This window comes from Legionella parisiensis, from assembly GCF_001467945.1.
Classification (GTDB): domain Bacteria; phylum Pseudomonadota; class Gammaproteobacteria; order Legionellales; family Legionellaceae; genus Legionella; species Legionella parisiensis.
In genome coordinates, this window is the sequence record NZ_LNYQ01000013.1 from 2239098 (window position 1) to 2259893 (window position 20796).

The following is a 20796-nucleotide window of genomic DNA, read 5'->3' on the forward strand; positions in this document are numbered from 1 at the left end:
ATGGATATATATCTTGATACTTCCCATTTGCAAAAATGGCAGCAAGGGACTTTATCAAATGATGATTTAAATACATTAAACAAATTAAAAAGCTCAGGTAAGCATTCCTTTGTTATATCCCCCGTGCATATTTTTGATATTACTGAGAGAACAGATACTAACAAAGCAATTGAAATAGGACAGTTTATAGATCATCTGCCTAAAAAATGGCTTAGAAATTCTGTCGATTTAAAGCGTGTAGAAATCAAAGATGCATTAAAGAATTTTAAAAAAGAGGAAAAATCTCAAGTTAATCCTTTTGTGGATAAATTTATAAATACTTTTGAACCAAATGAATCTACTCTCAAATTGCGGCTTGACTATAGTAATGCTTCTATGGAGATCATAATATCACATTTATTAATTAATGGACCTCAACAGCCACCATTATCCTGCCAAAAACAAAACTTAGAGACCTGGGCCTCAACCAATTACGATTTAGTTACAGCATTGTCTAGCCCTCAAAATAGAGACAAAGAAATGCAAAGAACTTTTAGAAGAAGTCTTAAAAAAATGATTTCCGATAGAGAGCTTTTGGACTCAGTGATTGAAGCAGTAACATTTAAAAGCTCAAATATGCCCGAAGAGCCTCTTGAAAGTTCAACCGTTTTCTTAAATCCTCTTGATATTTTTATTGAGTGGTTAATAAAAAAACCGTCCCTCATACCTAGTATCTGGTGTCCTTATTATACACAGCATTATATGCATAGAACTGATCTGACCTGGAAAATAAGTCATATTTATGATTTAGCCCATTTAGCAGCTTTACCTTATGTTAACTATCTAAGTATAGATAGACAAATGCTTGGTTTTACTAAACAAGCATTAACATTTGCAAGAAAGCATTTTCCAGTAGATTGGGAGAAGAAACTTATAACTTCTATTGATCAGATAAAACCATAAAATGATTGTGATAGTTTATAAAATTAGAAATCTTAAATTATATTTAAAGTATCTGTGTTTAAGATAATTGATAAATTATTACATATTCACTCATCACCGATGTAAGAAATAAATAGATCTCCCAAAGGTGTAGTTCTTTTATCTAAACGACCACTTCCAGTCATTGTAGTGGGCAATATGGTTTTATCAACATCTATAAAACCTTTAATATATAAATCTGTCCAAATATTTCCTACTAAATCTCTTGCATCTTTTAATTCAGGATAAGCAGCTTCTAAAGTGCGTCGAACACTTCCCACTCCTCCAACTATAGGAATTGCATTTTCATCAAACCACTTTTCTGGATTATTGAATAATATTAATATTTTTATATGCCAAATAGTAAACGTATCTATACAATTGAGAAAAACTTGTTGTATTGAGAAATCCGGAGCTTCACCAAGGGCAGAATGAATAATTGCATTTTTAAGTGCTTGTTTCTTTTCTTTTTGATGATGTTTAAGTCCTAGAGGTATAGATTGAAATAAAATATCTATAAATTCTTCATTTTTTTGCAACTGTTCGATATCAATTCCACTTTCTTGAATTTTATTAATAGCATCCGTTAATTCCTTTTGCCATTCTTCGGATCGTGTTTGATATGGCATTTTAAATAAAGACAAAAGAAATTCTGTAGCTATAGCACCGCCTGGTACTACAGAGTCAATTCCCGCTTTAATTAATTTCGCGGCTTTATCTATCAATTGTTCCTGTGGTGGTTTTTTAACCATATAGGGCTCCAAAAATCGTAACCTACAAGAATAATAGAATTTATATTCTGAAAAATAAATAACATGCATATCTGGGGTCAGTTCTTCCTTTCTTGCCAATTTCTAGGCACTAGGTAAAAAGCAAGATCTAACCCCAAGCACGATTAGTTTTAAGATACTTTCACTTTGATAAAACTAGGGTCCAATGATTGAGTAGATGTTGTTGGGCTGCACTTCGTTTAGCCAACCTACACACGCTTTCAGTTCCAAATTAAATCGATTTTTCAGCTGCCTGCGTAACTAATTCTTTCTCAGAAGTCATTTTACTATGCAATTTTACGTAGTTTGATTATGTCTTAGGCGATAATTATTTATTAATTCTGACCGATAAAAAGAAATACAATCAATGATGTAAGGGAATATTATTGATTATGAAAACAATGAACATACTAATTAGCAATAAAGTTGAAACACATAAAAAAACTAACTTCAGGATATAGTAATTTCTTATATGCTTTCCTACTTGGTCACCAATTTCATATTTTGGTGCTCTCTTATTATACTTTATAAGTTTTTTCAATACATTTGCTTCATAGTTAAAAAGAAAAGCCCCAGCTACATATTGAATAAGATCAAAGATAAAAAAGAGTAAAAGCATAAAGTAAAAAGTAATTAGCAATGTCTTTGGACCATTTTGCATCAAAACATACAATGCCCAAAAAATTGCTCCTTCGGCAAATGCTATTTGTCTTGCAATTTTAGAAGCTTCAGAGCTATAAAATTTATATCGCTCTTGAGCAAAATCTACTTTTTTATGCAACGGATTATCGTTTTTTTCTTTCATTGTTTATCCCTGGTCCAGGATCAGGACGCTCTTCCATCTCATCTATCAATCCCTCTACTAGCTTTTTAAGAGCATGATCATTTATGTTTTTTAACTCATCTTTTGATAAATATTTCTGAGCGGAATTAACACTATCACTGAAGAAATGATGTTTGCGCTTTTGTTTATGCACGAATAACAGATAGCCATCTTTATAAGTCTTAATTGAGGTTGAAAAAATGACATCATCATTTGAGAGAGAAGATTTTACAAAGTATTTTCTTAATTTGCCTTTAAGTTCCTTCAAATCCATTTAAGTTACCTAAAGTAGTCGCCTAGTATGATAAATATTATTATAGACTATTAGTGTCAATAGTTATTTCAGAAGGAGAAGAGTTTGCAAAGGCTCGATATTCTTATTTAGTTTCATTACTTGTTATTATAAATTGTCCCTTGAGTGCCCCATTAAAATCATTTTCAATCACAAACCTACTGCCGCTGAGAAGAATCGAACTCCCGACCTTTTGATTACGAAACTTTATTATACCGATATCAAACAATATCATTTAATTTCAAAAATAGCAAAAAACCCTTTATTTATAAGAAATAATTGAGTTTTAGCAATTCAATTAGTATCATTTGATAATATACCTATACATAAATTTTGGTACCAAAAATGGTACCAAAATAAAAAGGACTGTGTAGATGAAATTTATCGATAGCTATATTAAAAATCTCGCGCCAGAGACCACCTGGTTTGAAAAAATAGAATCTTCTGGATTAGGTATTAGAGTAATGCCAAGTGGTAATAAATCTTGGTTTTACCGTTTTAGTATGAATGGTAAACGTCAAAAAATGACCTTAGGAAAATATCCAGCTATTAGTCTAAAACAGGCTCGTGAATATCTTGCTAAAGCGCAAAGTTTAAAAGAGCAAGGTATAAATCCTATAGAAAATACCAAGCTAGAAAAATTAAAAGAAGACAATACCTTTTCAAAATTAATACAGTCTTGGTACGAAAATTATGCCGTTAAAAATAGAAAGCAACCACGCCCTATCAAATATCAGATTGACTCAGAAATAATTCCTCTACTAGGCGATACTGTACTTGATAAGTTACAAACCAAAGATATTACAATCGCCCTTGACAAAATAGTACAACGAGGAGCGCCAATTCATGCGAATCGCATTCTCAGCACTATTAAACAAGTTCTAAACTATGCAGTGAGTCGTGGTTATATTCAATATAATCCAGCTACCAATATACGATCACGTGATATCGGTGGTATTGAAAAGCCCAGGGAGCGGGTACTATCGCCCGAAGAAATAAGAATAATATGGAAATTCCTTGAAAGCGATAAAAGCCAAATGTCTGAATCAGCCAGGTTAGCAATTAAAGTTATTATACTTACTGGTGTTAGAACAGGTGAAATCCGACTGGCACAATGGCATCAATTTGATTTTGAGCAATCTTTATGGACTATTCCTCCCGAGCATTCAAAAGGAGGAATAACTGTAAAAATACACTTGAGTGAACTTACAAAAAAATTACTACTTCAGTTTAAAGAACAATCTGTCTCCCCTTTTGTAATTCCAGGCATAACAATCGATGTTCCTATGTCCAAAGATGCCCTACCACGTGCAATTAAAAGAATCCAGACTCGGGTAGGAGTTCCTGAATGGACTGCTCATGATTTGAGGAGAACCTTTGCCACACAATTGGGTGAGTCACTTAATATTGATCCCGTGGTGATAGAAAAATGTCTTGGCCACAAAATGCCCCGTATTATGGCTACTTATAATAAAAATGAGATGCTACCCCAACGCAAAGAAGCATTGGACGCCTGGGCAAGCCATATTGCAAAATTAATCTCATCAAAGGATTGAAAAAGTCATATGAACTGCTCTATAATTAACTTAACACAACCGCCACGCCTAGAGGACATTAGTCCTTGCGTAACCTTGGCGGTTTTTTTATGCGTATTGCTATGAATAGTCCTCTCATTAAATATCTAAAGCCAGCCCTAAGTTTTCAAGCTCAACTTGAAAAACTTCAAGCAAAAGGTCTTATTATAAATAATTGGTCTTCAGCACTGCAAAGTCTTTCAAATACCAACTATTATCGGCTTAGTGCCTACTGCTTGCCTTTTAAACGTTCCGACACATCATCAGGAAATATCACCGAACAATTTCAAGATAATGTTACATTTGAAAATGTCATAGATCTCTATGAATTTGATCGTAAACTAAGATTGTTAGTAATGGATGGATTAGAGCGAATTGAAATTTCAGTAAGAACCAGTATTGCTTATCACCTTGCTCATAGTTATGGACCATTTGCTTTGTCGAATCCTCAAAATTTCCATCAGCAATTTGAACATAATACCTGGTTAGCACAAATTAATAACGAGATAGAGCGTTCCAGAGAGTACTTTATTGAGCATTATAAAAATAAATATCTGGGCTATCCTAACTTACCAATATGGATGGCAATAGAGGTTTTATCCTTTGGTGCATTGTCGGTCTTATTTAAAGGGCTTAAAAATGAAGACAAAAGGATAATTGCTGAAGGTTATAAGTTACATCCAAAAACTTTAGCCAATTGGCTATACTTTCTAACTTATGTAAGAAATATATGTGCTCATCATAGCCGCCTTTGGAATAAAGATTTAGCCATTAAACCCAAAATTGATGCGATTAATGAACTTTGGCTACCTCCCATTACACCAAGAAATGATCGCTCATATATTATCTTGTTGATCATCAGAAAATTACTAACCACTGCGGGTAATGGCATAGATTGGGCAATATCATCCGAGAAACTTATTCAGCCTATTATTGAAAAATATGATTGGGCGCATGAAAGCATGGGAATTCCAAGGAGCTGGTTAGATCATCCATTGTGGAAAGAAGTTCAATAGCCCACATAATATGGGCTATTATGCTAAGATAATCGCATGTTTTGTTGAATCCAATGATTAACTGTCTCAGAGTGCCATGCCAGTGTTGTGCCATTTAGTTTAACTGGTTGTGGAAATTTTCCGCTAGTCCACCAACGCCTTAATGTCAAACGGTTACGACCAAGAAGCTCCTCTAAATCAGTAATAAACAAAATCTGTTTTGGCATTTTATTATCAGAAAACTGCATCTTAAAGCCTCCTAATGCATGTCAGCTGGAAAAAACTTCTCAGCTTTCTGCTCTCGTTTAATTTCCATATCGATAAATACAATGAATAATTTCAGCAAATTTAGCTCTACACTTCTATTTTGAGGCAATCGGTTATGGTGAAAAATCAATTGCAAATATGCAATTGGTGAGTTAGATAAGTTAGCAATTCGCTGCAACGGATAGTTAGTTGCATCTAGCAAATACTGGATAATCCCCTTGTAAATACCTACTTTATTATTATGGGACATGAAAAATACTCCTGTAAATCATGTGTACTAAAGTCCAATTCACGTCAAATTAACATTTAGCATCATTTGACGAAACTTATATTAAAACAATATTAATTTTATTATCAATATGTGTTTTAAAGAAATTTATATTAAGATACGATATGATATTGAATGATATCGTTTTATATGATAATTTTTTTATGACGTTCGATTACAAGGATAATTTTATGAGTAAGGGACCCTATCAATCGTTTGCTAACCGCTTGATTAACGCCCTCAAAGATAGAGGATATACGGCCTCTCGCTCGCCAAATGGGATCTGTATTAAAACCCTGGCTGAGTTTACTGGTGCCTCTGAACAAATCTGCCGCCGTTATATACGAGGAGATGCTTTACCAGACTATGAAAAAGTCAAACAACTGGCTTTCCATCTTCAAGTAAACCCAGGCTGGTTACTATTTGGGGAAGACGAAAATGCAACAACTAAGAAGAATGAAGTCGATGAAAAATTGCTTCATTACATCTTGAAACAAAGCCATCATTTATACCCTATCTCTCAGGGAAGTAATGACGATTACGCCGATTTTGTGTTAGGATTGATCAAAGAAGTCAAAGCAATTGACACTTCGGAAAATAATTTACTAAAAATCATTGACTTGGCCATTGGTTCAATTTCTTCTTATGAAGAAAAGAGAAAAAAGCACAGTCATGCAGTTTAAAAAACTTGTAGATATGGATGTAACAGCTGTGGAAGTAAAGCTTCACCCCAAAGCCAAGGAATTTCTGTTTGAACACTTTGTCACAATACGCAGGGTGTTTTCAGATGTACTAGGGCAAGTAGAAACTGACTATGCTTCTATTGCCCTTATTAACCAGGCAGGACAGATCTTTTTCATATCCTCGAACCCAGCCATAGAGCAAAATTTAATTGAGCAAAGTCTCTGGCTATTTGACGGTTGCTATCAACCAGAATTCCTCAGCCAGGATCAACCGAAATTATGGAGCGAACTACCACATATAGGCTGCACAGAATCAATTGTAAAATACAAACAAATAAAACCTAGACTTATAACAGGTATCTCCATCCCCACTGAATATGATTCTTATAAAGCTATCTTTTCATTTGGATTAAAACGGATAAATCCATATATCCAGAACAAAAGCTCGATTCATTGCGAAAAACTGTTAGCCATGGGCAAATTTGCGTTAAGGCGAATTCAAGAGTATTTAATTTTCCCTGACAAACAGCCCTGCATGACGACAAAACCCAAACTGACATTAATCATCAACAATCAGGTGCCCCATGAACACACTCCTTGATAAAAACAACCCTATTTTAAGACAAACCGCTGATCCAATTTCTGAATCAGAATTTGGTAGCAGTTGGTTAAAAGAGCTTATTAAGACTATGTTTGGCATAATGGCTGACAAGGGGGCTGTAGGCGTAGCTGCCCCCCAAATTGGCATCAGCAAACGAGTTATTGTATTTGGTACTGATTACACCAAAAGGAGAAAACCAGAATACCCAATTCCTGATACAGCCTTAATTAATCCTTCATTAAAAATCCTATCTCAAGAAATTCAAACTGGCTACGAGGGTTGCCTTAATTGTGGTGAATTAATGGGTGAAGTTCCAAGAGCCATGGAAATTGAATATTCAGGGTTTGACATAGATGGAAATAGAATTACCAAAAAAGCTTCCGGTTTAGAAGCCCGCATTCTTCAACATGAAATTGATCACCTGGATGGATTTTTATTTTTAGACCGAGTGGAAGATCAAGATTCACTAACCACTCTATCGGCAATGCAAAGTAAAGGATAATCGCATGAAGCACCAAACCCGAATCATTCTGGCAGGTACACTGGGTAATTTAATTGAATCCTTTGACATGGCTATTTGTGGCCTACTCTCAGTTTACATTGCCAAATACCTGATTGGTGATGTCTCCAAGGGTTTGTTTCTCGTCTTTCTTACTTTCTTTGCTGGATACCTAGCCAGACCTATTGGGGCTATGATAATGGGCTTACTATCCGATATCTATGGCAGAAAAATTATCCTTGCAGGTTCTATCCTAACAATGGGCATATCAACAACCCTTATCGGGTTTATCCCCCCTCACAGTACTATAGGTACATTTTCTGCTATTACCTTATTAGTGTTAAGAATTATTCAGAGCTTCTCCTGCGGTGCAGAATATTTAAACTCCTCTGCTTACCTAGTTGAGAATGCCGAAGCCTCAAAAAAGGGCTACTCAGGAAGCTGGGCATCCTTTGGCGCTATGTCAGGGATGCTGATAGCGTCTTTAGTTGTATTGATTGTTACTTATTTTACCAGTCACTATCCTGAACAGGACTGGATGATCTGGCGTGTTCCTTTTGTGCTTGCGCTTTTAGGATCTTCGATTGGTTTATACATCCGTTTATGTATCCCCGAGAGTATGGAATACATCGTATACTATGCAGACAGACCAAAGCCTAAATTTAAGAGTTTACTTTCTGAATCGGTAACCTATATCAAAAACAATAAAATACAATCCCTTTATGTGTTTATTTTGAGTTGTTTGGGTGTAACAACTACATTTCAAATTTACATTTATGGTCCTATGCAAGCTCGTTTATATGGTAATTTTCAAAACCATGAAATTATCATTTCCAACATCATTTCTTTAATGGTACTTCTAGGAGTATTTCCTCTGATTGGGAATCTATCTGATAAAATTAGTAGAGAAAAAATCGTAGTTGCAGCAAGTATAGGATTTCTAGTTCTATCTCAACCTTTTTTCAACTTCTTATCGCACAAAATATTTTATCAGTTAATTTTGAGTCAAGCTTTAATTGCTATTCCAGCAGGAGCATATTATGCAACAGTACCAGTAATGTTAGCTGAAATGTTCCCGATTAAATTACGTTGTAGTGTTTTATCAATACTATATTCCATTGCAGCAAGTTTATCCGCTGGCCTCGCTCCATTACTTTCTATGATACTTGTAAAAAAAACCGGCGTTGCATCGTCACCATCAATTTTAGTTTTTACGCTAATAGCAACAATGTTTATAATAATAATTTACAGAACCATAAAACCTGAAAAGAGATGCTCTTTAACGACACTTAAAGGCTAAAATAATAACATCGCATGGCAATGTGCTTCGGATAAAAGTACCGCTCAGATTACTTAATGATAGTGTTGCAAAAATATTCCCAATAAATGAGGCAGATTCTAACTTTTAGGTGTATCAATTTTAACCTAAATGAATTTTCAGAAATTTAAACGGCTTATATCTAGAACCTAGATAGAAAATAACAACTCAGACTGTAAAGGTGTTAATCTCTGAAATGACGAGCTGTGCTTATCCCATTACAATTAAATAAGCATTACAAAATCGTGAACGAAAATATTATTATGTTTAAATAATTTCTCATTGAAATAATCAAATCGTTATTTTCAGCATAGGGGGATAAATACTAACTCGTATGATAATGAAAGAGGAACCGCCTCACAGCTAATCCTGTCTAACCAGAGCCTGCAGGCGCTCTTGAGCTTGCAAGTGACCTTGCGCAGCAGCCTTTCGGAGCCACTTTATTGCTTCCATACTATTTTGAGGAAGACTCACTCCATCATGATAAAGTGCAGCAAGCACATATTGAGCTTGGGGCAATCCTTGACTAGCAGCTAAATGAAACCATTTCAGAGCTTTTGTGTGATTTCGAATCACCCCTTTGCCGTTAAGAAAGCCCATACCTATATTATATTGAGCCACAGCATCTCCTTGTTTCGCGGCCAGACGAAACCATTTCATCGCTTGAAAATCATCCTGTTGAACATTGCTCCCCGTTGCGTACATTAATCCAAGTGTTCGTTGAGCCATGAGATCGCCATGTTTGCCTGCTTTACGAAACCACTTAACTGCTTCCGTATCATTTTGCCGAACCCCCTTGCCTGTGACATACATAACTGCAAGATTATATTGGGCTATGGCATCTTCTTTCTCAGCTGCCTTGTGAAGCCATTTAAAAGCTTCGACATAATTTTGTTGCCCATTTTCAGCAGTGGAATATAGGATGCCAAGACTACGTTCAGCCTCTGGAAATCCTTGTGCGGCTGCTTTATGAATCCACTTGATTGCTTCCCTATCGTTTTGCTGAGTACCCATACCTTTTTGATACATGACACCAAGATTTAATTGTGACACGGCATCATTTTGAAGAGCGGCTTTACGAAACCATTGCATAGCCTTGCCATTATCCTGAGGGACCCCTTTGCCTGCAGCATACATCAAGCCAAGGTTGCGCTGGGCCATGGCTTCGCCTTGTTTCGCTGCCTTGCAAAACCATTTTACAGCTTCAGAGTCATTTTGTGCTACTCTTTTGCCAATCACATAATCTACACCACGATTATTCCAGGCTGATGGGCTTTTATACCCTATTATCACATTTTCTATGGGCTCTTTAATGACATTCACTATCCCAGAATAACTTCCCACACCAATAATAATTGCGGCTAAAACTAAGATGACAAGACGTAAACGCATACTAAACTAATCCTTGTTAGAGTCGTTAATAAAAACTAAAATGAGTCTCCAACCTCATAATAAGTTATTCTGTTGACTGAGCTCTATTATGACAAAAAGGAATTATGCTATTAAAGATTGGGCATGTAAAAATTTTATGACAAAATAGTAAAAATAGATGAGCAAGAATAAGAATAGGAATCCCATGAACGATATCACGTCATTTAAAATAAAAAAAATAGTCCTTCTTAAAATTATTTTTGCGGTAATTTTTTCGTGCACGACACTTAATGCCTGCGCCGGCACGCAATCCTATCACATCAAATACCACAAGGACTCCAAAATAAACAATGTGCCCTTATCCAATACTGAAGTATTAATAGAGTTCCACCGTGCTGGCAATTCCCTGGGAAGACTCCTGACAAAAACGAATGAGACTCAAGACATCACCATCGACAACACTTATGGGAGCAATTTGGTTATTCATGTGCTATTCATCGAGAAAGAGGGAAAAAGAATACGATGTTGGGGGGTATCTGCTGCTAAAACAAATACCATTGAGATTCAATGTGATAAAGTGGTTTCATTGAAAAAAACAAAGGGAAACACTGGAGAGTCCACTGATTCAATCCATTAAATCACTAAGAGCTCTCTGGTTAACAAGTATTGACAAAAAGAACAACGTGGCATGACACTATGTAACCTGCTTGATTATAAGGAAATAAACAAAATGACTAATAAAATTCGTGGTAAAGTCAAATGGTTTAATAAAGACAAGGGATTTGGTTTTATTGAAAGCAGTGGCAAGGATTACTTTGTCCACTTTAGCTCGATTCAAAGTAACGGCTTTAAAACGCTTCCCGATGGGGCAACCGTTCTTTTTAAAATGGGAAAAGGACAGAAAGGACCTCAGGCCGAGGAAGTAGAGGTTATCAAAAATGACCACCATTAGGTCTAGGCAAGACCGTTCTGATGAACAATAACACTTATTTTTACTGCATGAAACCATCAAGGAGGAAAGAAGTGGACCAACGAGTTGCTTTAGTCACAGGGGGCACTGGTGGTATTGGTACCGCCATATGCCAGGCAATGCAAAAGTTAGATTATCAAGTCATTGCCTGCTATTTTAAACAGGGCAATCATGATTTGGCGAAAGAATGGCAGAAAAAACAAGCCATGCAAGGCTTTGATATCGACATTGTCTACGCTGATATTTCTTCCTTCAATGATTGTGAGAAAGTGACCGAATTGGTCATCGAAAAATACGGCAAAATCGATATTCTAGTGAATAATGCCGGCATGACGAACGATGCCACTTTGAAAAAAATGACTCAAGAACAATGGCAGGATGTCATCAATGCCAATTTGAATAGTGTCTTTAATATGACGAAAACCGTGTTATCCAATATGTTGGATAATAGTTATGGACGTATTATCACCATTTCTTCTGTGAATGGACGCAAAGGTCAATTTGGCCAGTGTAATTACGCGGCCACTAAATCTGCATTATACGGTTTTACCAAAAGTCTGGCGCAAGAAGTGGCAAAGAAAGGCATTACAGTGAATACCGTCTCTCCTGGCTATATTAATACTGAAATGCTCGCTTCTCTAAGGGACGATATTTTAGAAGCGATTGTGGCCCAAATTCCTGTGGGACGATTAGGAAAACCCCAAGAAATTGCTCGTGTTGTTGCCTTCCTTGCAGAGGAGCAAAGCGGTTTTATTACCGGTGCCAATTTTGATATTAATGGTGGGCAATACATGTAACTCACGCAAAGGCGTTCTATTTCTGAAGCACATAAGTTCCTGGTGCCGCTTGCAGTGAGGGATTCATGACCGGTGGCGCAATGCGTTTTTTAGTGTTTTGCTGAACTAACCACGCATGCCATGCTTGCCACCAGGAGCCCTCTCGCTTCTCTGCCATCGTAAGCCAGCTTTCAGGATTTAAGTAAGCCTCGCCTTGTTTATGCTCATGGACACGATAAGAACGTCCTGGGTGACCCGGCTCACTGATGATGCCTGCATTATGCCCACCACCAGTGAGAACAAAGGTCACATCTCCTTCGGTCATAAGATGGATTTTATAGACCGATTGCCAGGGCGCTACATGGTCTTTTTCAGTGCTCACAGCAAAAACAGGCAATTCGATGTTCTCAGCGGCCACCGGCTTTCCTTCCACGGTATAACGCCCTTCGGAAAAATCATTCCTTAAGAAGAGTTTTTCAAGGTATTCACTGTGCATTTTGTAAGGCATCCGTGTGGCATCCGCATTCCAAGCGGTTAAATCAATCATCCCTCGCCGCATTCCATGCATGTAATCTTGGACCATTTTGGACCAAATTAAGTCATAAGCACGCAACATCTGAAAAGAACCCGCCATTTGCTTGGTATCCAGATACCCTTGTTCCTTCATCATACTTTTAAGAAAATCCACTTGACTTTCAGTCACAAAAAGCATTAATTCCCCAGCCTCAGTAAAATCCCCTTGGGCTGCCAAGAGCGTCAAGCTGTTTAAACGTTCGTCCTTGTCTCTTACCATCGCAGCTGCGGTAATCATGGCCAAGGTGCCCCCTAAACAATACCCCATCAGATTGATTTTAGTTTCTGGCAAAAGGGTCGACACCGCATCAAATGCAGCCATAGCTCCTTGCCGATAATAATCATCCATCCCCAAATCCTGGTCCTCTTTGTCAGGATTGCGCCAAGAAATGATAAATACGGTGTGCCCCTGACTTACGAGCCACTTCACTAAGGAGTTGTCTGGTGATAAATCGAGAATATAATATTTCATAATCCAGGCTGGTAAGATAAGTATCGGCTCTTTATAGACTGTTTTCGTTTGGGCCTCATATTGAATGAGCTCAATTAAATGATTTTGAAAGACCACCCGCCCTGGAGTAATAGCCACTTGTTTCCCGGGGATAAAATGTTCAGAACCTGTAGGTGGTGCACCGGTTAGCTTTTCTAACCAGTCTTCAAATGCGATTTGGCTGCCTTGGATGAGATTAAGTCCCCCAGTATGCATGGCTTCATGGAATAAATCAGGATTAGACCAAACAAAATTGGAGGGGGATAGGGCATCAAGGGATTGACGTGCCCAGAACGAAACGGTACGCTCCACCTGGTTGGGCAATCCTGGTACGTCCGTTGTGGCACGTCGCCACCAATCCTCCATCTGCAAAAATCCTTCAGCGAATAAACGCCAAGGCATGGGCTGCCAACTGTCTTTTTTAAAACGCACGTCTTTACCATCCGCAGCACGTTCAACACAAACGATATTATTAATGCAATCCTTGGCATGAAAAACCGGATAAAAAGCAAGTTCCCACAAAACCCCAGGGGATTGGGACAATTGCCAAAGCCAGGTGGAATAAGAAGATCCGATGGCAGCAGGACTTATTCCTGCCGTCCATTTAGCCAGGTTGGCTTGCGCTAATCGAGTAAAAAACGGAAAGAAGCTTTCGGAAATACTCATATCAGCAGGTGCACAACAAGAGAAATCTACCCCTTCTTGCAATTCTTGGTCCTGAGTGAGTATCCTTTCCTTAGGACAACATTGTTTTTCTAATCTCTTCATGGCCACGACATCCCTGGCATTAAGCCCTATAATCAACAAGATATAATACAGCATAGCACAAGAATGAACCCATCAGTTCCGTTTAAAGAGTCACCGGTTAAAGAGTCTCTCTTCAGAAATAGACAGGCTAAATAGTCACCCCTTACTATCTCTTTAGCCAAACAGCACTTCTGTTTTTTTCAAGAAATCTTATCTCATCGATTTTGGCCAATAAGGTGTGGGCTTGTTAACTTACTTTATCCATTTTGGCTAAATTGCTTTTTTGTAGCTCAATTGGATTATTTCTTGAAAGTAATGAAACAACGCAAAACTACAGTGTGGTAATGGTTAACACTCAATATTTCTAAACGATGCTATATTATATAAATGATTTATAAAATGAGGTGGGTTGTTTTTATCTTGATTCAGCTATCATTTTATTTCATTGCAAGAAGCATGGATATGCCAAAGCAGAGACTTATTAAAGCAGTTATTGGGATAATGAGCGCGATACTTTTGTTGACCTCTTGCACCCCAACAACAGCGACCAATAATTCACACAGTGTTTCTCATACTTATGAAGGACACAACACGGGAGGAATAGGTTGGCATTAACCTGCACAGGTATGTTTTTTGCTTTTCATACCCTATTCATGAAGTGCTATGATAGGATGTTCAGTCCAAACAATTTATTGAAAAAATAATAAGGAGATTCATTATGTTAAAACGGAATGTATTGATTTTATTGGCCGCCTGCAGTTTGGTTGCTACACCACTCTTTGCAGAAGACATGTCTTCTGGTTCTCAAATGAATAATACGAATAGCATGGGAATGCAAAGCTCTAATCAGCAGTCAACCCAACTGCAAGACGAAATGAAACAAATGCAAGAAGCACTAAAACAAATGCAGGAGATGCATGATAAGCTTATGAATGCAAAAACAACGGAAGAAAAGAAATCGTTGATGCAAACACAAATGCCCATGATGGAAGAAGGCATGCATGCGATGCAAAAAGGCATGAAGATGATGAAAAGTATGCAGGATGATGCAGCTAAACAACCCGAAACGATGGAGCAGCGTACGAAAATGATGCAAATGATGATGCAAATGATGCAGATGATGATGGATAGACAAATGATGGGATGCCCCATGATGAAAAACCAATAAATGTTCTATAAGAGGCCTATGCTAGGGCACTTAAACCAATCACCAGGGCTCTATGAGATTTCTATGAGCCCTATTATAGGTCAGTAGCTCATTAAGATTGTCCCCATTCAGGACCTACCTATTTCGTCGAACTCTATTTAAAGGCGTGGCTTGATGTATCATGTGGCAAAGTGACCTATGTAGAAGCTGATTAATGAGATCTCACACAGTGTTTGTTTTTTAGATACTTTCAGGCGAGCTGTTATTAATTAGCATTTTGCTATCTGTTTTCAAACTCTGTTATATTAAAATTCCATAAAGTGATGTAAAAATAGAGAGAATAGGACGACACCTAATTCATGGGTCATGAATTCAATTGGAAAATGATGGATAAAAACACGGCTGTTGCTCAAACTCATGGAACTCCCATCGGCAGGATAATCGAAATCAATGGCCCTGTTGTCCGGATACATTGTAATGTACTACCTCCTTTGCATCAATCTCTTAAAACTTACACGGACAGTGATGAATACATTTTGGAAGTGTGTCAGCACCTTGATGAGCATCATGTGAGAGCCATCACGCTCCACCGTGCCTCAGGATTGCAAAGAGGTTTAATAGTTTATGACCAAGGCACTTCGTTACGAATTCCCGTTTCAAAAGAATGCTTGGGCCGCCTTTTAAATATTTTTGGTGAGCCATTAGACGGAGCCCCGCCATTAGAAACCCATGAATATCGTGATGTTCTGGCCAACTTCGCGCCACTTGAAATGACGAGCACTCAAGAAACCATTCTTGAGACTGGAATTAAAGTCATTGATTTACTTTGCCCTTTCGTCAGAGGATGTAAAACAGGATTGTTTGGTGGTGCAGGAGTTGGAAAAACCGTACTCCTGATGGAATTGATGCATGCCATTATTCAATTGCATCAAGGAACCTCCGTCTTTGCTGGTGTTGGTGAGCGTATTCGGGAGGGACATGAATTGTGGCATGAGATGAAATCCGCAGGCGTAATGGATAAAACCCTCATGGTGTTTGGTCAAATGGACGAATCACCGGGAGTGCGTTTTCGCACAGGGTTATCGGCATTAACTTATGCGGAATATTTGCGTGATACGTTGGGCCATGAGGTTCTTTTTCTTGTGGATAATATTTATCGTTTTGTGCAAGCCGGCAGTGAAATTTCGGGGTTACTTGGCCGAATGCCGGCTAGTGTCGGTTATCAACCCACCTTAATGACTGAGATAGCGGAACTTGAAGAGCGCATGACATCGACTGCAAAAGGAGCAGTGACCTCGGTACAAGCGGTTTATGTTCCGGCTGATGATATGAGCGATCCGGCGGTGACCGGGATTATTACTCATTTGGATTCCATCATAGTACTCTCTCGCGCACAAGCAGGCAAAGGCATTTATCCCGCCGTGGATCCCTTAGCTTCCAAGAGTCAATTTATGGATAAAATCCTATTGGGCGAGCGACATTATTCCATTGCACAAGCCGTACGAGAACACCTGGAACGTTATCAAGAATTAGAAGACATGATTTCTATGATGGGGATTGAAGAGCTTTCTCCTAAAGACCGTGCTATTGTGTTAAGAGCACGTAAACTGCAGCGCTATCTTAGCCAACCCTTCCATGTCACCAAACTTCAAACAGGAATGGAAGGGAAATCGGTTTCATTAGAACACACATTAACTGATTGCGAATCCTTTCTAAGAGGCGATTACGATGAATTTTCAGAAGAAGCGTGTTACATGAGGGGTGCCATGGATAAAGGGAGATAACGACGGACATGGAGCTTTTTACTATCCATCTTAAGAGTGCCACACAATATGAAAAAATCGATAAGGTCATCAGTTTTGTGGGTGAGGATGCTTCTGGGCAATTTGGGATTTTAGCTCATCATAGCCGCATGATGACGTGCTTAAAATTCGGCTTGGCCTGGTTTCGTGATGAAAATCAAGAGACGGAGTACTTAGCCTTACCAGGTGCCGTGGTTTATTTCATTGACAATCAATTGCATATTGCGACAAGACATTATGTGCGACATCAAGAATACCAAGCCATACAAAGGGTCCTGGAGGAAGAATTACATTGGGAAGAAAACAACCTATTGCGCACTAAAGAAAGCGTGCATCGTTTGGATGAAGAAATGTTAAAGCGTTTATGGGAATTAAACCGGCAGAACAGCTATGGAATTTAAAAATTCAAACAAGGAACTGGAACAACAAGTGAAACGAAACGTCCGAAAAATCAATAAAGCTAAAAAAGGAAAATCAACGTTATTAGCCCAAACAGTTTACCTGGGTACTTTAGGCTTTGTTTTTGTGTTACCCATCATTGCAGGAGCCTATCTCGGGGTTTGGCTCGATGAGAAAATAAAAGGGTATTCCATGAGTTGGACCATCAATTTAATCCTCCTTGGGGTGATTATTGGCGCCATTAACGTGTATCTTTTAATTAAGGACTAACCGTGGGAGAAGAAGGATTCTTAGCGCATTTTGCCTTTTCAATCGGTGGATTACCCATCACACAAAGTGTCTTAACCACGTGGTTCATTATGATCTCCTTATTCATCATGGCATGGAGTACCACTTACAAATGCTCTCTCCTACAGCCAAGCACGTACCAACTCCTTTGGGAGGGTGTTTTGAGCACCATGTACGATGCGATAAAAGAAGTATTGCCTGACCACGTTGAGCTGATATTTCCTTTTGTAGCCACCTTGTGGATTTTTATCCTTGTTTCCAATTTAATTGGTGTTATTCCGGGATTTTATTCACCAACGGCGGATTTATCGGTGACGGCATCCCTTGCGATGATGACTTTTTTATCGGTACACTGGTTTGGAATTCGTGCCGAGGGGTGGCGAGAGTATTTGAAACATTATATTAAGCCAACTCCTTTTTTATTGCCTTTTCATTTAATCAGCGAAATCTCTCGAACCTTAGCATTGGCCGTCCGCTTGTTTGGTAATATCATGAGCTTACAATTAACCGCCCTGATTGTCCTCATGATTGCCGGATTTTTAGTTCCTATTCCAATACTCATTTTACATATTATTGAAGCCATCATCCAAGCTTATATTTTTGGCATGCTGGCCTTAATTTACATTGCTGGGGGCATTCAAGCCCATGAGCTTAAAAGCCAAGGAGAATCGTTATGAATGACATAAGTTGGTTTAGTTTAGCGTCAACCGTTATTGCAGCAATAGCCATTGCCATAGGAACTATAGGGCCGGCTCTAGCCATGGGGCGCGCGATTAGTCACGCCTTAGATGCTTTGGCAAGGCAACCTGAAGCCGAAAAATCCATCACCAGAACCTTATTTATTGGTTTGGCCATGATCGAATCGTTAGCCATTTATTGTTTGGTGATTGTTTTGATTATCCTCTTTAGAAATCCATTATTGTCTTATTTTGTAACGCAACAGGGATAAAACCAATGGAACTCTCTTGGACCACTTTTTCATTAGAACTCATTAATTTTCTTATTCTCATTTGGATTTTGAAACGCTTTCTTTATGCGCCTATACAAAAAACCATATTGGAACGAAAAAAAAGAGTGCAAGAACAATTAGAGACTGCACAAACACTGCACAGGCAAGCAACGCAATTGCAAACAACCTATCAAAATCGTCTTGCCGATTGGCAACAAGAGAAAGCGACCCTACAAAACGAGTGGCATGAGGCGATGGAACGATGGAAATCAGAAGAAAGACTCCGGTTTGAAAAACAATTGCGTCAAGAAAAAGAGCAGATTTTTTCCCATGAAATGCAAAAAGCCGCCGCCGTCATTGAAAACAATGCCAAGGAAGCGTTTTTATTGGCTGGGAAATTTGCTGAACAATTGTTAATGCCTTTTGCGGATGCCCATCTTGAAGAGAAAATCATTAAAAAAACCATTGAGGATCTGAATCATTTTCCGGTAGAGCAATGGCAATGGCTCAATACTGTGCCCGAAGAAGAAACCATTTCGATACAAACGGCCTACCCCATCCAAGAACATCAGAAACAGGATCTCTTGCACGTCATTGAACAATTGTCACCTAAAAAACTTACAGTCTCTTTTACGGAAAATCCAAAGCTTCTCGCGGGATTAACCCTTCAAATGGGCCCCATGTGCTTGCAAGCCAATCTTCGTGATGAATTAAAATTCTTTACAGAGACAAAAAATGAATTGGTCTAACACCCCTTCTTTTCTTGAGAAGCAACGACAGCGCCTTAAGCGCTATCAATTTCAAATCAAGGTATCCGAACAAGGACGGGTGGTTTCTGTTGGAGATGGTATCATCTGGATTAAGGGCTTACCAGGGGCTGCCATCGATGAAATTCTTATTTCAGAGGATGAGTGCTGTATCGCGATGGTGTTCCACCTCACCGAAGAGCTGGTTGGCGCTGTGATGCTGGTACAAACCAAAAAATTAAAAGCAGGCACCCCTATTTTCCCTCTGAAACGCGTATTGAGTATTCCTGTAGGCGATAAACTGCTTGGGCGAGTGATTGATCCTCTAGGCCATCCATTAGACGGCGGTGAGATTCCGCCCCATGAAGAACAAGGATTACTGGATAGGCTGTCCCCCCCTATTCTTCACCGTGACTTTGTGAATCGACCATTGTACACAGGAAATAAGATGCTTGATAATCTAATTCCCATTGGAAAAGGACAAAGGGAGTTACTGATTGGGGATAATGGGCTTGGTAAAAGTGCTTTGGCCCTTGACATTGTGATGAATCAAAAAGATAAAAAAGTGTATTGTGTCTATGTGTTGATTGGCCAAAAACGTTCCACGGTAAGCTCTACCATTCAATTATTAAAAAAAGCCAACGCCTTGGACTATACAACTGTTGTGGTGGCCCAAGCGACGGCCTTACCAGGATTACTTTATCTAGCACCTTTTGCAGGGTGCGCCATTGCCGAACACTGGATGAAAAAGGGCTTAGATACCCTGGTGGTCTATGATGATTTGAGTGCTCATGCCAATAGTTATCGTGAACTGTCCCTTTTACTGCGTAGACCTCCTGGACGTGAAGCATTTCCTGCAGACATTTTTTATCTGCATTCCCGTTTATTAGAACGCTCCACCTGTCTTTCCCCTGCTATGGGCGGCGGCAGTATGACGGCGTTGCCTATTATTGAAACCAAAGAAGGTGAAATGGCCACTTATATTCCAACGAATCTCATCTCCATCACCGATGGGCAAATATTTTTTGATGAATCGTTATTCTCTTCTGGATTTCTTCCCGCCATTGATATCACCAAATCGGTCTCACGAGTCGGTGCTAAAGCGCAGCATCCGCAAATTAAAAAAGAATCCGGTCGAATGAAACTTGATTACCTGCAATTTCTTGATTTGGAACTGTTCACCCGCTTTGGAGCAAAACTGGATGCCAAAATGCAAAAACAGATTCAAAAAGGGCGAGTTTTAAGAGAAATTCTAAAACAAGAACGATTTTCACCACTACCCATTGAATTTCAACTCGCATGGCTTATTGCTTACAATGAGGGTTTCTTTGACGAATCGAATTTAGAAGACATCCCTCAAATTCTCAAAAAAATAGAGAAAGAAATAAAACAGAGCAATTTATCCTTGGGAAGTCCACGAGAACAATGGAAAAAAGCGATAAAAGAATGGCTAATGGCATAGAACGGACTTCTTATCCATTCCAAAAT

The 20796-nt window shown here is 38.6% G+C and carries 26 protein-coding genes; 19 read left to right on the forward strand and 7 right to left on the reverse strand.

Annotated elements, in window-relative coordinates:
- The coding region (locus Lpar_RS15975; protein WP_058518855.1) for a hypothetical protein at positions 1-942 on the forward strand (942 nt) is incomplete at its 5' end.
- An 86-nt stretch (positions 943-1028) separates the two neighbouring features.
- Here Lpar_RS15975 and Lpar_RS15980 read toward each other — a convergent pair.
- From Lpar_RS15980 to Lpar_RS15990, 3 genes are all read right to left on the reverse strand, one after another.
- Positions 1029-1712, reverse strand: coding sequence for a hypothetical protein (locus Lpar_RS15980; RefSeq protein WP_058518856.1), 684 nt, complete (start codon positions 1710-1712; stop codon positions 1029-1031).
- Between the two features lie 382 nt (positions 1713-2094).
- Positions 2095-2535: a hypothetical protein gene (locus Lpar_RS15985; protein ID WP_058518857.1), complete on the reverse strand. Its 441-nt coding sequence runs from the start codon at positions 2533-2535 to the stop codon at positions 2095-2097.
- Complete coding sequence (locus tag Lpar_RS15990) at positions 2516-2827, reverse strand: hypothetical protein (RefSeq protein WP_058518858.1); 312 nt, start codon at positions 2825-2827, stop codon at positions 2516-2518. Before Lpar_RS15990 ends, Lpar_RS15985 begins: the two co-directional genes overlap by 20 nt.
- A 392-nt stretch (positions 2828-3219) precedes the next feature.
- Between Lpar_RS15990 and Lpar_RS15995 the strand changes: the two genes are divergently transcribed.
- Together Lpar_RS15995 and Lpar_RS16000 are read left to right on the forward strand one after the other, a co-directional pair.
- The gene (locus Lpar_RS15995) at positions 3220-4401 is read left to right on the forward strand and encodes a tyrosine-type recombinase/integrase (protein WP_011946163.1); all 1182 of its coding nucleotides are present in this window, start codon (positions 3220-3222) and stop codon (positions 4399-4401) included.
- Between the two features lie 101 nt (positions 4402-4502).
- A complete protein-coding gene (locus Lpar_RS16000; protein WP_228370626.1) occupies positions 4503-5435 on the forward strand; it encodes an Abi family protein in 933 nt (310 codons plus the stop codon).
- 23 nt (positions 5436-5458) lie between these two features.
- On the opposite strand, the gene Lpar_RS16005 is transcribed toward Lpar_RS16000, so the two are convergent.
- Complete coding sequence (locus Lpar_RS16005; protein WP_010946803.1) at positions 5459-5662, reverse strand: helix-turn-helix transcriptional regulator; 204 nt, start codon at positions 5660-5662, stop codon at positions 5459-5461.
- Between the two features lie 11 nt (positions 5663-5673).
- Positions 5674-5931: a hypothetical protein gene (locus Lpar_RS16010; protein WP_011946161.1), complete on the reverse strand. Its 258-nt coding sequence runs from the start codon at positions 5929-5931 to the stop codon at positions 5674-5676.
- 209 nt (positions 5932-6140) lie between these two features.
- Here Lpar_RS16010 and Lpar_RS16015 point away from each other — a divergent pair, with 209 nt between their 5' ends.
- Genes Lpar_RS16015 through Lpar_RS16030 form a run of 4 tightly spaced genes read left to right on the forward strand, consistent with a single transcriptional unit; the run spans position 6141 to position 9032 of the window.
- On the forward strand, positions 6141-6632 hold the full coding sequence (locus Lpar_RS16015) for a helix-turn-helix domain-containing protein (protein WP_011946160.1): 492 nt from the start codon (positions 6141-6143) through the stop codon (positions 6630-6632).
- A complete protein-coding gene (locus Lpar_RS16020; protein ID WP_011946159.1) occupies positions 6622-7233 on the forward strand; it encodes a hypothetical protein in 612 nt (203 codons plus the stop codon). Before Lpar_RS16015 ends, Lpar_RS16020 begins: the two co-directional genes overlap by 11 nt.
- Positions 7217-7735, forward strand: a complete 519-nt coding sequence (gene def / locus Lpar_RS16025) for a peptide deformylase (RefSeq protein WP_010946799.1) — start codon at positions 7217-7219, stop codon at positions 7733-7735. The genes Lpar_RS16020 and def overlap by 17 nt, the downstream gene beginning before the upstream one ends.
- A 4-nt stretch (positions 7736-7739) precedes the next feature.
- Complete coding sequence (locus Lpar_RS16030) at positions 7740-9032, forward strand: MFS transporter (protein WP_010946798.1); 1293 nt, start codon at positions 7740-7742, stop codon at positions 9030-9032.
- Between the two features lie 381 nt (positions 9033-9413).
- On the opposite strand, the gene Lpar_RS16035 is transcribed toward Lpar_RS16030, so the two are convergent.
- Complete coding sequence (locus Lpar_RS16035; protein WP_010946797.1) at positions 9414-10442, reverse strand: tetratricopeptide repeat protein; 1029 nt, start codon at positions 10440-10442, stop codon at positions 9414-9416.
- 184 nt (positions 10443-10626) lie between these two features.
- On the opposite strand from Lpar_RS16035, the gene Lpar_RS16040 reads away from it, so the two are divergent.
- The 3 genes from Lpar_RS16040 (at position 10627) to phbB (ending at position 12188) form a co-directional block, all read left to right on the forward strand.
- Complete coding sequence (locus Lpar_RS16040) at positions 10627-11058, forward strand: hypothetical protein (RefSeq protein ID WP_011946158.1); 432 nt, start codon at positions 10627-10629, stop codon at positions 11056-11058.
- A 93-nt stretch (positions 11059-11151) separates the two neighbouring features.
- Positions 11152-11373 carry a cold-shock protein gene (locus tag Lpar_RS16045; RefSeq protein ID WP_011946157.1) on the forward strand — a complete coding sequence of 74 codons (222 nt, stop codon included), beginning with the start codon at positions 11152-11154 and terminating at the stop codon, positions 11371-11373.
- Between the two features lie 71 nt (positions 11374-11444).
- Positions 11445-12188 carry an acetoacetyl-CoA reductase gene (phbB, locus tag Lpar_RS16050; RefSeq protein ID WP_011946156.1) on the forward strand — a complete coding sequence of 248 codons (744 nt, stop codon included), beginning with the start codon at positions 11445-11447 and terminating at the stop codon, positions 12186-12188.
- Between the two features lie 16 nt (positions 12189-12204).
- Here phbB and Lpar_RS16055 read toward each other — a convergent pair whose 3' ends face one another.
- Complete coding sequence (locus tag Lpar_RS16055; protein ID WP_011946155.1) at positions 12205-13998, reverse strand: PHA/PHB synthase family protein; 1794 nt, start codon at positions 13996-13998, stop codon at positions 12205-12207.
- Between the two features lie 441 nt (positions 13999-14439).
- On the opposite strand from Lpar_RS16055, the gene Lpar_RS19145 reads away from it, so the two are divergent.
- The 9 genes from Lpar_RS19145 to Lpar_RS16095 all read left to right on the forward strand — a co-directional run bounded on the left by Lpar_RS19145 (position 14440) and on the right by Lpar_RS16095 (position 20770).
- Positions 14440-14592 (forward strand): hypothetical protein, encoded by a 153-nt coding sequence (locus tag Lpar_RS19145; protein WP_165482425.1) that lies wholly within the window; start codon positions 14440-14442, stop codon positions 14590-14592.
- Positions 14593-14695: 103 nt separating this feature from the next.
- On the forward strand, positions 14696-15145 hold the full coding sequence (locus Lpar_RS16060; RefSeq protein WP_011946153.1) for a hypothetical protein: 450 nt from the start codon (positions 14696-14698) through the stop codon (positions 15143-15145).
- Between the two features lie 338 nt (positions 15146-15483).
- Positions 15484-16908 carry a F0F1 ATP synthase subunit beta gene (gene atpD / locus Lpar_RS16065; protein ID WP_011946152.1) on the forward strand — a complete coding sequence of 475 codons (1425 nt, stop codon included), beginning with the start codon at positions 15484-15486 and terminating at the stop codon, positions 16906-16908.
- 8 nt (positions 16909-16916) lie between these two features.
- Complete coding sequence (locus tag Lpar_RS16070; RefSeq protein ID WP_011946151.1) at positions 16917-17327, forward strand: F0F1 ATP synthase subunit delta/epsilon; 411 nt, start codon at positions 16917-16919, stop codon at positions 17325-17327.
- The gene (locus Lpar_RS16075) at positions 17317-17595 is read left to right on the forward strand and encodes an AtpZ/AtpI family protein (protein WP_011946150.1); all 279 of its coding nucleotides are present in this window, start codon (positions 17317-17319) and stop codon (positions 17593-17595) included. Before Lpar_RS16070 ends, Lpar_RS16075 begins: the two co-directional genes overlap by 11 nt.
- Positions 17596-17597: 2 nt before the next feature.
- The gene (locus Lpar_RS16080; RefSeq protein WP_011946149.1) at positions 17598-18290 is read left to right on the forward strand and encodes a F0F1 ATP synthase subunit A; all 693 of its coding nucleotides are present in this window, start codon (positions 17598-17600) and stop codon (positions 18288-18290) included.
- Positions 18287-18562 carry a F0F1 ATP synthase subunit C gene (locus tag Lpar_RS16085; RefSeq protein WP_011946148.1) on the forward strand — a complete coding sequence of 92 codons (276 nt, stop codon included), beginning with the start codon at positions 18287-18289 and terminating at the stop codon, positions 18560-18562. The genes Lpar_RS16080 and Lpar_RS16085 overlap by 4 nt, the downstream gene beginning before the upstream one ends.
- Positions 18563-18567: 5 nt before the next feature.
- Positions 18568-19311 carry a F0F1 ATP synthase subunit delta gene (locus Lpar_RS16090; RefSeq protein WP_011946147.1) on the forward strand — a complete coding sequence of 248 codons (744 nt, stop codon included), beginning with the start codon at positions 18568-18570 and terminating at the stop codon, positions 19309-19311.
- Entirely contained in the window at positions 19298-20770 is a 1473-nt protein-coding gene (locus Lpar_RS16095; protein ID WP_027264486.1) for a F0F1 ATP synthase subunit alpha, read from the forward strand. The genes Lpar_RS16090 and Lpar_RS16095 overlap by 14 nt, the downstream gene beginning before the upstream one ends.
- Positions 20771-20796 lie beyond the last annotated feature (26 nt).